Annotated in this window: 8 protein-coding genes and 1 pseudogene; 8 read left to right on the top strand and 1 reads right to left on the bottom strand. The window is 68.9% G+C overall.

The annotated features are described in order from the left end of the window. The first annotated feature begins 38 nt into the window (after positions 1–38). From EV651_RS18595 to EV651_RS18560, 8 genes are all read left to right on the top strand, one after another. Positions 39–1,244: a DUF4142 domain-containing protein gene (locus EV651_RS18595; RefSeq protein WP_133786470.1), complete on the top strand. Its 1,206-nt coding sequence runs from the start codon at positions 39–41 to the stop codon at positions 1,242–1,244. 272 nt (positions 1,245–1,516) lie between these two features. After that, a complete protein-coding gene (locus EV651_RS18590) occupies positions 1,517–2,509 on the top strand; it encodes an ABC transporter ATP-binding protein (RefSeq protein WP_133786469.1) in 993 nt (330 codons plus the stop codon). 1 nt (position 2,510) lies between these two features. After that, entirely contained in the window at positions 2,511–3,260 is a 750-nt protein-coding gene (locus tag EV651_RS18585) for a hypothetical protein (protein WP_133786468.1), read from the top strand. Between the two features lie 177 nt (positions 3,261–3,437). Continuing rightward, positions 3,438–4,232 (top strand): DUF2785 domain-containing protein, encoded by a 795-nt coding sequence (locus tag EV651_RS18580; protein WP_133786467.1) that lies wholly within the window; start codon positions 3,438–3,440, stop codon positions 4,230–4,232. 333 nt (positions 4,233–4,565) lie between these two features. After that, positions 4,566–5,843: a cytochrome P450 gene (locus tag EV651_RS18575; protein ID WP_238157032.1), complete on the top strand. Its 1,278-nt coding sequence runs from the start codon at positions 4,566–4,568 to the stop codon at positions 5,841–5,843. Between the two features lie 18 nt (positions 5,844–5,861). Next, positions 5,862–6,320 carry an NUDIX hydrolase gene (locus tag EV651_RS18570; protein ID WP_202870393.1) on the top strand — a complete coding sequence of 153 codons (459 nt, stop codon included), beginning with the start codon at positions 5,862–5,864 and terminating at the stop codon, positions 6,318–6,320. A 479-nt stretch (positions 6,321–6,799) separates the two neighbouring features. Continuing rightward, positions 6,800–8,521 (top strand): diguanylate cyclase, encoded by a 1,722-nt coding sequence (locus EV651_RS18565; RefSeq protein ID WP_133786466.1) that lies wholly within the window; start codon positions 6,800–6,802, stop codon positions 8,519–8,521. Continuing rightward, positions 8,505–10,109, top strand: a complete 1,605-nt coding sequence (locus EV651_RS18560) for a diguanylate cyclase (RefSeq protein ID WP_133786465.1) — start codon at positions 8,505–8,507, stop codon at positions 10,107–10,109. Before EV651_RS18565 ends, EV651_RS18560 begins: the two co-directional genes overlap by 17 nt. On the opposite strand, the pseudogene EV651_RS42420 reads toward EV651_RS18560, so the two are convergent. Further along, positions 10,103–11,098 (bottom strand): annotated as a pseudogene (locus EV651_RS42420) (methyltransferase); the annotation flags it as partial. The gene EV651_RS18560 and the pseudogene EV651_RS42420 overlap by 7 nt on opposite strands. Between the last annotated feature and the right edge of the window lie 195 nt (positions 11,099–11,293).

Genomic DNA, 11,293 nt, shown 5'->3' with positions numbered 1-11,293 from the left:
GTCTGGACCCGAACCGTCCGCTCACTTACTGTCATGGTGTGAGGATTGCCCGGGTGTCCGCGCTGCTGCTTGCCGTTGCGGCGGGCGTTCTGGCAATGCTGCAGCCGGCGAACGCGGCGACACCGCAACCGGATGTCTCCTATCTCAACACCGCCCACCAGCTCAACCTGACCATCATCGAGGCCGCCCACACGGCGGCGGTCAAGGGCCGGACCTCTTGCGTACGGCGGGTCGCCGGCCAGCTGGAACGTGACCATCGCAAGCTTTCCGCTCAGGAGCTCGACGTCGCCACGCGGCTCAATATCCTGCTGCCGACGGCACCTTCGGCGGCCCAGCGTCGCCAGCTCGACGTACTTGCGGCCAAGGCCGGTACCACGGCGTACGACGCCGCGTGGCTGGCCTACCAGCGTCAGGAGCACCAGCAGTACCTGGCCCTGGTAGAAGGCGAGCTGCCGATCAGTGCGTCGCCTGCCGTCGAGGCACTGGCTGACGGCGCCAAGCCGGTCATCCAGATGCACCAGCGCTCGATCACGGGTACCTGCCGCGTCGGGACCACCACTCCGGTGGTGCCGACCGGAGAGGGCGGCCAGCAGGCCGCAGCCAACCTTGCCCGCACCAGGGCCGCGCTGGTCCTGATGGGTATCGGAGTGGTGCTGCTTCTGGTTGGCAAGTCGATCTCGCTGAGGCGGCGCGTCCTGGGGATCGCAGCACTCGCGGCGGGTCTGGTGATGATGTTCGGCGGCCAGCCCGCCAACACTGGCAAGGTCCCGGATGCGGGTAAGTCGACCGCGGACCGAGAGGCCGCCGTACCGCCTGTCCGTCTGAAACTGCCCGGTGTGCTGGAGGCCTCGGTGCAGCCGGTTGCTACCGGCGGCGACGGTCGGCTGGAGGTACCTAAGTCGGCCGGTGACGTGGGCTGGTGGGCCGCGGGTGCGGCGCCAGGCTCCGTTGGCGGCACAGTGCTGCTCGCGGGTCATGTGGACACCACTCGCGGGCGCGGGGTGTTCGCGCCGCTCTCCGGCGTACCCGTCGGCACCAGGGTCGCGGTGACGGGTGGAGACGGTGGCGAGCACTGGTACCGCATTGTTGCGCGCCGTACCTATAAGCAGGAGGCCCTGCCCGCCGACCTGTTCCACGGTGCAGCCAAGCCCCGGTTGGCGTTGGTGACCTGCACGGGTTCCTATGACCGTACGGCCCACCGCTACAGCGAGAACCTCGTGCTCTACGGCGTTCCGCTGGACTGACCTTTTGGTAGTCACTTCCAGACCGAAGTACGTCGTACGTCGACTTTCGGCTGATGTGCGGACCCTCGGCATGGGGGATCGTCGGGGTTGTGGTCAGGGGCATAACCGATAGCAGCCGCCCGCGGACCGGCGGCAGAATCAACCCAGGGGTGGACACACCGGATCCGCCCGGGGTCCGATGCCCGGCACCCGTCTGGCCTCGATACTGATCTCATCACGAGACAACCCGCCCGACCGGGAACACTTCACGCAGGCGAACGAGGAGCACGGCGATGATCGAGGCAAAAGGCCTCACCAAGCGATACGGCGCAACAGTTGCCGTTGACAACCTGTCTTTCGAGGTGAAACCCGGCAGGGTGACCGGCTTCCTCGGCCCGAACGGGGCCGGCAAGTCCACCACCATGCGGATGATCCTCGGACTCGACACCCCGACGGCCGGCGAAGTCACCATCGACGGACAGCGGTACCGCGACCTGCACCGGCCGCTGACCAAGGTCGGCGCGCTGCTGGACGCCAAGTGGGTGCATCCGAACCGCTCGGCGCGAGCCCATCTGATGTGGATGGCCGCGTCCAACAAGTTGCCGAAGTCATCGGTCGACAAGGCGCTCGACATGGTCGGCCTGACGTCGGTCGCGAACAAGCGGGCCGGCGCCTTCTCGCTGGGCATGTCCCAGCGGCTCGGGATCGCCGGCGCGCTGCTCGGGGACCCGGAGGTGCTGCTGTTCGACGAGCCGGTGAACGGTCTGGACCCGGAGGGCATCGTCTGGATCCGGACCTTCATGCACCGGCTGGCCGACGAGGGCCGCACCGTGCTGGTCTCCAGCCACCTGCTGTCGGAGATGGCGCTCACCGCCGAGGACCTGGTCGTCATCGGCCGCGGCAAGCTGATCGCGCAGAGCACCACCCAGGAGTTCGTCGACCGCGCCAGCGGTACGACGGTGAAGGTGCGGACGCCGCAGCTCGACCAGTTCGCCGGCGTGCTGAACGCACAGCACCTGACCACCCGGATCGAGGACGTCGAGGACCAGGGCAAGGTGCTGTTCGTCGAAGGCGACCTGACCACCGACCAGATCGGCGAGGCCGCCGCCGCGCACGGCATCGTGCTGCACGAGCTGACGCTGCAGCGCGGTTCGCTGGAGCAGGCATTCATGCAGATGACCGGTGACTCGGTCGAGTACCACGCGCACGAGGAGATCGCCGCTGTGACCTCGCTCGACGCACCCGACGCCGCCGGGGTGGCCGCGGGTCCGAAGGAGGACAACTGACATGTCGGTGATCGCTGTCGAGCGCATCAAACTCTTCTCCACCCGCTCACCGTGGTGGTGCATGATCGTCGCCGCCGTGCTGACTCTTGGCCTGGCCGCGCTGGCATCCGGGTTCAGTCAAGGCCCGGTGACCATCGGCCTCACCCAAGGCGGAGCGCAGCTCAGCCAGATGGTCATGATGGTGATGGCGGCCCTCGCGGTCACGACGGAGTACCGGTTCGGCACCATCCGGACCAGCTTCCAGGCCGTCCCGCAGCGCACTGCGCTGCTGCTCGGCAAGACCGCGGTGGTCGCCGGGCTGTCGGCTCTCGTCGGGCTGATCGCGTCGTTCGGCGCTTGGGGTATCGGCAACATCTTCAAGGACGGCGCGGACCTGTCGATCAACACCGCCGGGGAGTGGCGGCTGCTGGCCGGTCAGGGCCTGGTGTTCGCGCTGTCCGCGGTGATCGCGGTGGCGGTCGGCATCCTGATCCGGCAGAGCGCCGGTGCGATCGCGATCCTGATCCTGTGGCCGCTGCTGGTCGAGAACCTGTTCAACCTGATCCCGAAGATCGGCGACGACATGTCGCGGTGGTCGCCGTTCCAGAACGCCGGCTCGTTCCTGAACCAGGGGCAGGACTTCGGGGTCAACGGTCCGCAAGCCGACGCGCAGTACGCGATGGGGCCGTGGTGGGCCTTGCTGTACTTCGCCGGCTGGGCGGCCGCGTTGATGACGATCGCCCTGGTGTCGGCGAGCAAGCGCGACGCATGACAAGGCCACCCCGGTCGAAGGTTGAGGGGCCCTTGACCGGGGCAGGGGCCCGGCCAGGCTGAGGGGTCCTGGTCGCGACGGCCCGTGGTGCATCCGGTCTCCGGATGAACCACGGGCCGTTTCCCATCCTGATTCGGCGCTGGCCGGGTGGCCCGCCGACGGTTTACGGTGCCGCGCATGACGGACTGGGCGCGGGTGCGGGATGCGGGTTTCGAGGTTCCGGAAGGACGGCGGGTGGGCGAGATGGTGGCCGAGTTGGCCGGGATGCTGCGGTCGCCGGATCCCGTCGTACGGGATCGGCAGGCGTACTCCGTGCTGGCGACCTGGATCGGGCGCGGCGTGCTGTCGACCGACGAGCTGCGGGCGCTCGGCGACGAGATGGTGCTGCGGTTCACCGACCCGGAGATCCAGGCGCGGACGTTCGCTCCGCTGATCCTGGACTCGATCGTGACCGCCGGCGTCTTCGAACCGAGCTGGGTGCCGCCGTTCGAGCGCTGGTACGTCGCCGAGGAGGACCTCCGGGGGTACGACGAGAAACTCGGCTGGTTGCACGCGGTGGCGCATGGTGCGGACCTGCTCGGGGCCCTCGGGCAGCACGCGGCGGTGGAGCCGGTGCAGATGCTGCGGCTCGGCATCGGGCGGTTGCTGACGCCGACGCCGTACGTGCTGCGGGACATGGAGGACGACCGGCTCGGGTACGCGCTCGCGGCGACGCTGACGCGCGACGACCTGACCGGCAGCGACGCGACCGACTGGCTGGACCCGGCGATCCGGCAGCTGTCGAACCCGCCGGCCGAAGGGATCACGCCCGAGGTGACGAACACGATCCGCACGCTGCGGGTGCTGTACGTGCTCGCCGACCACGGTCTGCGGGTCGGGGATGCGAAGAAACTCACACGGATTCCGCAGGCCGATCAGGTCAAGACAAAGCTCGCGGACGTGCTCCGGGTCGTCACGCCGTACTATCTCTGAGCCTGAAGTGGTCGGCGGCAACGACCTGCAGAGGTATGACGCATCCGACTTTCGTCTGGACTTTCCCTGAATCCTCCCCGAGGAACGGCGAGTCGTAGTCCAGGGCGGAGTACAGGTGGTTTCAGGTGGCAGTGGAGACTCGGTCCGTGACAAGGTCTCTGCTGGCACGCCATGGCCCCCTCCCATGGTGGAGCCAACGCCACTACCGGAGTAGTGCCAACACCATCAGATCTGGTCCCCGGCGAGGTTAGCTTTGGTTACACAGCCGCTGGGGGCAGCGGGTTTCAGAGAGGGCGCGTGGAAGTCATGGTTGCGACATACCTGAAGAGATGGGTGGGCAACCGCATTCTCAACAGGACCACCCGCAAGGGTGGCCTCGACCTGTCGAAGATGCGGATGTTCCCGCGCCAGGTCTCGATGCCGTTGCGCCGCGAGGGGCTCGATCCGGTCCCCGAGCTGGCTCAGGTGCGCGAGACCGAGCCGGTGCACAAGCTGGCTCATCTGTTCGGGCTGAACGTCTTCGTCGTGAGCGGTCATGCCGAGGCGAAGGCCGTGCTCGCCGACAGCACGAACTTCAGCAACGACATCCGGCCGCTGGTCGGCTCGGACCCGAACAAGCCGTCCGAGGGCATCGGGGGGCTCGGGTTCACCGATCCGCCGGACCACACCCGGCTGCGGAAGCTGCTGACGCCAGAGTTCACCAAGCGCAAGCTGGCCCGGCTGGAGCCGGCGATCGAGAAGATCGTCAACGACCAGCTGGACCTGATGGAGGCCAAGGGCCCGGTCGCCGACATCGTCGCGGACTTCGCCTTCAACGTGCCGTTCCTGCTGATCGCGGACCTGCTCGGCGTCGAGGAGTCCGACCGCGATCGCTTCCGTGCGCTCGGGCCGGCCCGGTTCGACCTGTCCGGCGGCGGCATCGGGGTGTTCGGGTCGGCGTCGGAGTCGCGGGACTTCCTGTTCGAGATCGTCCGCAAGCAGCGGGAGAACCCCGGCGAGGGGCTGATCGGGTCGATCATCCGTGAGCAGGGGGACGACCTCGACGACATCGAGCTCGGCGGGCTGGCGGACGGGGTGTTCCTGGGCGGGTACGAGACGTCCGCGAGCATGCTGGCGCTGGGCACGCTGGTGCTGTTGCGCGACCCCGCGAACTTCGAGCGGATCCGCAACGAGCCGGCCGCGGTCGACGTGATCGTCGAGGAGCTGCTGCGGTACCTGACCGTGGTGCAGGTCGCGTTCCCGCGGTTCGCCCGGCACGACCAGGAGCTGTTCGGTCAGCAGGTGAAGAAGGGCGATCTGGTCGCGGTGTCGCTGTCCGGCGCGGATCGGGACAAGAAGGTCTTCGGCGAGGACGCCGAGGACTTCTACCCACGCCGTACGGTGTCGTCCGCGCATCTGGCGTTCGGCCACGGCATGCACCGGTGCGTCGGCGCCGAACTGGCCCGGATGGAGCTCCGCGCGGCGTTCACGGCCCTCGCGCACCGCTTCCCGGACCTGTCACTGGCCGTCCCCGAGGAACAGCTCCGCTTCCGCGACTTCTCGATCGTGTACGGCGTCGAGTCCCTGCCCGTCCGCCTCCACGCCTCCCCCGCCGAACAGGTCGCCGGCTGACCCGTGACAGCGGACTACGTGGCCAGCCTCCCTCGGAAGCGGATGGCGGCGGGTGTCCTGTTCCGGTCGTCCGACGGGCGGGTCCTCCTGGTCGAGCCGTCGTACAAGCCCAACTGGGAGATCCCCGGCGGCGCAGTCGAAGCTGACGAGTCGCCATGGGCCGCTGCGGCGCGCGAGCTGTTGGAGGAACTCGGCACTGAACGTCCGCTGGGACGCCTGCTGGTCGTCGACCACGTGCACCCGTACGACGGACGGCCGGACGCCATGGTCTTCGTCTTCGACGGAGGTGTCGTGACTGACGCTGACGTCGCGGCCTTCACGTTCTCTGACGGCGAGATCCTGTCGGCCGGCCTGTACACGCTGGCGCAGACCCGCACCCTCGGCAAGCCAATGCTCGCAGCCCGCCTCGAAGCCGCTGTCGAGGCGGTCGAGGAAGGCATCGTTGCCCTCTGCGAACACGGCAAGCGCGTGGCTTAACGCCCTACACCGAACCAGCCCTCCCTGACGCGCCACTCCTCCCCAAACCAGTTCGGGGCGTCCTACCCTCCCGAATCGAGCAGTCCGCCTCCCCAGTTCACGCACAGAGCGTCCCCAAACCGGTTTGGGGAGTCTTGCCCTCCCGAATCGGGCAGTGCGGCTCCCCGGTTCGCGCACAGAGGCGCCCCCAAACCGGTTTGGGGAGGCTTTCGATCGGGGCTGGGGAGGGCGTCTGCACGATTCGGGAGGGTAGGACTCCCCGCGCGCCTCACCCTGTTACGCCTGGGTGATCGCGTTGCTTCGGGGCTGGTTGGTAAGTGAAGACCCTGTACGCCGAGTGTGGTTCTTGTGGCACTAGGTGGCCGTTGGCTGGATCAGGTCGTGACAGGACCGGGGGTGGGTGGTCACAATGGGCGGTCCGGCCCGAGGTGCGGGTGACGGAAACAGGGAAAGGCCGTCGCGGTATGGGGAATGGCGAGATGGCGGCGGACGATGCGCTGACCGCACGGATCGCCGCCGCGATGACCGCGGCCCAGTCGGGTGGGCATGCGACGGCGGCAGCGGAGATCGACGCGATCCGGGCCGAGCTGGGCGGCGTCCCGAGCTACACCTTGGCGGCCGCGGAGTACGTCCGGGGCGTGACCGCCCACCATGCCAGTGACGCCGACGAGGCACTCAGAGCGGTCGACGCCTGTATCGAGATCGCCCGAGCGATCGACGAACCGGGCTGGGAAGCGAACGCCCTGCCGATCCGCATCATCAACCTCGCCCGCAGCGGCCGCGGCGGTGACACGGTCAACGACCTGGTCGCCGCTGAAGCAGCCCTGAACCGCACCAGGGACGCCGGCCTGACCGCCTGGGCGCACACCGGCCTCGGCTACGCGTACGACGTCCTGCGGCTCTTCGAACTGTGCATTCCGCATTACGAGCTCGCCGCCCAGCTGGACGCGGACGTGTTCGAGTTGGCGGAGTCGCAGGCGATCGACCGGCTGAACCTCGCCGAGACGTACCTGCGCTGGGCGCACGAGCTCGAACGCCTCGGCGATCCTTTGTATACGAAGGAGATCGAGGAACGCCTGGCGTCGGCGGCGTACTGGGCGCGCGAAGCCGAGCGAGTCGTGGTCGACGACGAGACCCAGGAGTTCTGGAAACTCAGCGCGCGGCTGTGGATCGCCGCCGCCGCGACCGCCGAGAACCCGGACCAGGCGGTCGCCGACCTGACCGAGCTCCGCGACGAGATCAGCAAACTGGGCGAGACCGAGCGGCTCGCGATCGCCGGCGCCTACCTGGCCCGCGCCGTGCAGGCGCAGGGAAAGTCCGAGGAGGCCAAGGCCGCGGCGGACCGGGCGGCCGACGACCTGATTCCGTTGGCCGACCCATCGACCCACGTCCTGGTGCTGCAGACCCGTTCAGAGATCGAGGCGGTCGACGGTACGGCGGGTGCCGTGGCGGGCCTGGCCTACGCGCGATCGGTGGCGCGGGGCTGGTGGAAGGAGCGGCAGCGCGCGCTGAACGCCGTACGGCATGCGCTTGCCGCGCACGACCTGCCGGCCCGGCACGACGCCGAGTGGCACGCGGCGCGGCAGGATCCGCTGACCGGGGTGGGGAATCGCCGGGCGCTGGACGAGCGGCTGACCGCGGCCCGGGACTCGGGCCGGGCGGTGACGTTGCTGGCGATCGACGTGGACGATCTGAAGCTCGTCAACGACACGTTCGGGCACGCCTGCGGGGACGAATTGCTGCAGGTTGTTGCAAATCTGCTGGTAGAACAGGCGCGAGCGACCGATGCCGTGATTCGATCAGGTGGCGACGAGTTCTTCGTGGTGCTCGACCAGCCGGACGCCAAGGGCGGTGCCCAGCTGGCCGAGCGGATCCGGGTCGCCGTCGAGGCGATCGCGGCGACCACGGAAACACCGTGGCTGCGCCGGCTCGGGTTGAGCCTCGGGTACAGCGCAACTGCCGAAGGAATCGCCGTGGAGCAGTTGATCTCCCGGGCGGACGAGCGTCTGTACCGGGAGAAGCGCCGAAGGAGGTCATCTGGAAACCCTGCGCCTACTGCGCGGCACTCGGCGGGCACCTCGCCGAGCGGGAGCGAAGGGAACGATGAAACCACATCGACCCCTCCGCTCCCGCTCACCGAGGCACTCCGCCGAGCACCTGCTCGCGACGGCGCAGGGTTCCCAGATGACCTCAAGAAGTGACGAAGGGTGGGGAGGTGTGGTGCCGGAGACGTCCGGGGTGACGACGCGGATCGCGGCGGCGATGACGAGGGCGCAGTCGGGCAATCCGGCCGAGGCAGCGCTCGAGCTGAACGCGCTGCTCGCCGAGCTGGGCCCGGAGCCCACCCACGAACGGGCCGCCGCGGAGTACGTGCGAGCCGTCGCGGCGCATCACGCCACCGACTCGGTCGAGGCGCTGGACGCGGTCGACAGTTGCATCCGGGTGGCGCGCGCGATCGACGAGCCGGGCTGGGAAGCGAACGCGATCGCGCTTCGGATCGTCACGCTGATCCGGACCGGCGAGGGCGGTGACTCGGTTGCCGACCTGGTCGCCGCGGAGAACGCGCTCTCCCGGACCCGCGACCTCGGCCTGGCAGGCTGGGCGCACACCGGCCTCGGCTACGCCTACGACCTACTTCGGCTGTACGAGCTGTGCATCCCGCACTTCGAGCTCGCCGCCGAGGGCGACCACGACCCGCTCGGCCTGCCCGAGGCACCGTCGATCAACCGGCTGAACCTCGCGGAGTCGAACCTGCGCTGGGCCCACGAGCTCGAGCGGCTCGGCGACACGTCGTACGACGAGGAGATCAAGGAACGCCGGCGCGCCGCGCACCGCTGGGCCGGCGAGGCGGTCGAGGTGATCCTCGCCGCCGACCTGCTCGGGTACTGGCCGATGGCCGGGCGGATGTGGCTCGCGGCGAGCAACGACACCGCGGATGCGGGCGAGGCGGCCGTGATCCTGAAGGACTGCCGGGACCAGCTGGCCAAGCTCGGTGATCTCGAGCTGGCTGCGATCGCGGGCGCGTACCTGGCCAAGGCGTACCTGGAGTGCGGGCGGATCGGTGAGGCGATGGACGCCGCGGACCGGGCGGCGAGCGACCTGCCGCCCACGTCCGATCCGCCCGTGGAGGCGTTGGTCCGGCACACCGCCGTACAGATCAGTGCGGAGTCCGGGGACGCTGGTGCGTCCTCCGGGCTGCAGTACGCGCGGGCGATCAGCCGGGGCTGGTGGGCGGAGCGGTTGCGTGGGTTGTACGCCGTACGGAGCGCACTGGCCAACCACGAGCTCTCGATCCGGCACGATGCCGAGTGGCGCGCTGCGCGTGAGGATCCGCTGACCGGCGTGGGGAATCGGCGTGCGCTCGACGAGCGGATGTCGGTGGCGCAGGACTCCGGCCGCTCGATCGCGGTGATCGCGATCGACGTGGACAATCTGAAGGTGATCAACGACAGCTACGGGCACGCCAGCGGCGACGAGGTGCTCCGGCGGGTCGGGACACTACTGACCGAGCAGTGCCGCGCGGAGGATGTCGTGGCGCGCGCGGGCGGGGACGAGTTCGTCGTCGTACTCGACAACCCGGACGAGCGTGGTGCGCCTGAGCTGGTCGAGCGGATCAAGTCCGCGGCGGATCGTGAGGCGGTGCGGGCCGAGGAGCCGTGGTTCGCGCTGCTGAGGTTGAGCGTCGGGCAGGCGAGCAGCACGGACGGTACGGCGGTTGCGGAGCTGCTGACGGAGGCGGATCGGCGCATGTACGCCGAGAAGCGCCGACGCCGGCGCCCCGCTCAGTAGGTTAGGAAGCCTTCTATTACGAGGTTTCTGATCTGTGGGAGGTAGTCGGCCAGTACGTCGACCACCGGGCGGTCCATGAGGTCGGCCAGCGCGGCGAGGATCTGTCCGGTGCTCAGGTCGCCGTCGCACGCGCCGACGAAGCCGGCCATCACAGTGTCGACCTGCTCGGCTCTCCGCATGCCACGCTGCCGTCGGAGCACGATCGTGGCAGGGTCCTCGGCTCCTGGCTGCCCGGTGGTCTCCTGGATGACGTCCTCGGCCACGCGCAGGTGCAGAGCGGTGAGGTCGGCCGGGAGGCCTTCGAGGCGTTCGAAGCGGTGCAGGACGTGCGGGCCGATCGGGCGCTCGATCTCGTACGGCCAGGCCTCCGCGGCGAGGGATCCTTCCACATTGTGCAGGGTGATCCAGCCCATGCCGATCGCCTCGACGTTGTGCTCTTCGAGGTAGCGCATCCATTCGTCGTACCTGGTGGTGTACTGCGGTGTGCCGTGCAGACCGGCGTCGCGGAGCCAGAGCTCGACGTACTCGGACGGGTCGAGTTGCTCGCGCTGGACTGCCCAGGCGGAGCGGTCGCCCGTCCAACCAGCGATGCGGTCCTGCCAGTCCTCGCCGCGGACACAGGTCCAGTTGGCGAGCAGTTGGCACCATCCGCCGTCGGTGAGGTGATCCGGCGCCTGGCGGACAAGCTGCTCGACCACACCGTCGCCGATGAACTCGGTCTCGCGGTACGTGAGATCGCCGCCCGGCGGGGAGATCACGTACGGCGGGTTGCTGACGATCAGGTCGAAACGCTCGCCGCGGACGGGTTCGTACAGGCTGCCGTCGCGGAGATCGAGGTCGATGTGGTTCAGCGCGGCCGTGGCTTTGGCGAGTTGAAGGGCGCGCGGGTTGACGTCGGTGGCTGTCAGCTGGTTGACGTGGTCCGCGAGATGCAGCGACTGAATGCCACACCCGGTGCCGATGTCGAGCGCCCGGTCAGCCTTGATCGGGACGGTCAGGTGGATGAGGCTGAGGCTGGCCGGCGCGATGCCGAGCACATACTCCGACCGCATCGTCTCCCGCCGCCCGTCGAGCCCCGGCGTGAGATCCGCCACCACCCACCAGTCCCGCCCATCCTCCGCAAACGGCCTGATATCCAGCACCGCCCGCACCTCGCCGCCACTACGTTCCAAGATGCCCAAAGC

The sequence above is a fragment of the Kribbella sp. VKM Ac-2571 genome, assembly GCF_004362255.1.
GTDB classification, from domain to species: domain Bacteria; phylum Actinomycetota; class Actinomycetes; order Propionibacteriales; family Kribbellaceae; genus Kribbella; species Kribbella pratensis.
This window is presented reverse-complemented; position numbering and strand designations above follow the sequence as displayed.

Bases quoted from the DNA above. Each gene is read 5' to 3' on its own strand.
- EV651_RS18565 (WP_133786466.1), top strand. From the start codon at position 6,800: ATGGCGGCGGACGATGCGCTGACCGCACGGATCGCCGCCGCGATGACC.
- EV651_RS18580 (WP_133786467.1), top strand. From the start codon at position 3,438: ATGACGGACTGGGCGCGGGTGCGGGATGCGGGTTTCGAGGTTCCGGAA.
- EV651_RS18560 (WP_133786465.1), top strand. From the start codon at position 8,505: ATGACCTCAAGAAGTGACGAAGGGTGGGGAGGTGTGGTGCCGGAGACG.
- EV651_RS18590 (WP_133786469.1), top strand. From the start codon at position 1,517: ATGATCGAGGCAAAAGGCCTCACCAAGCGATACGGCGCAACAGTTGCC.
- EV651_RS18585 (WP_133786468.1), top strand. From the start codon at position 2,511: ATGTCGGTGATCGCTGTCGAGCGCATCAAACTCTTCTCCACCCGCTCA.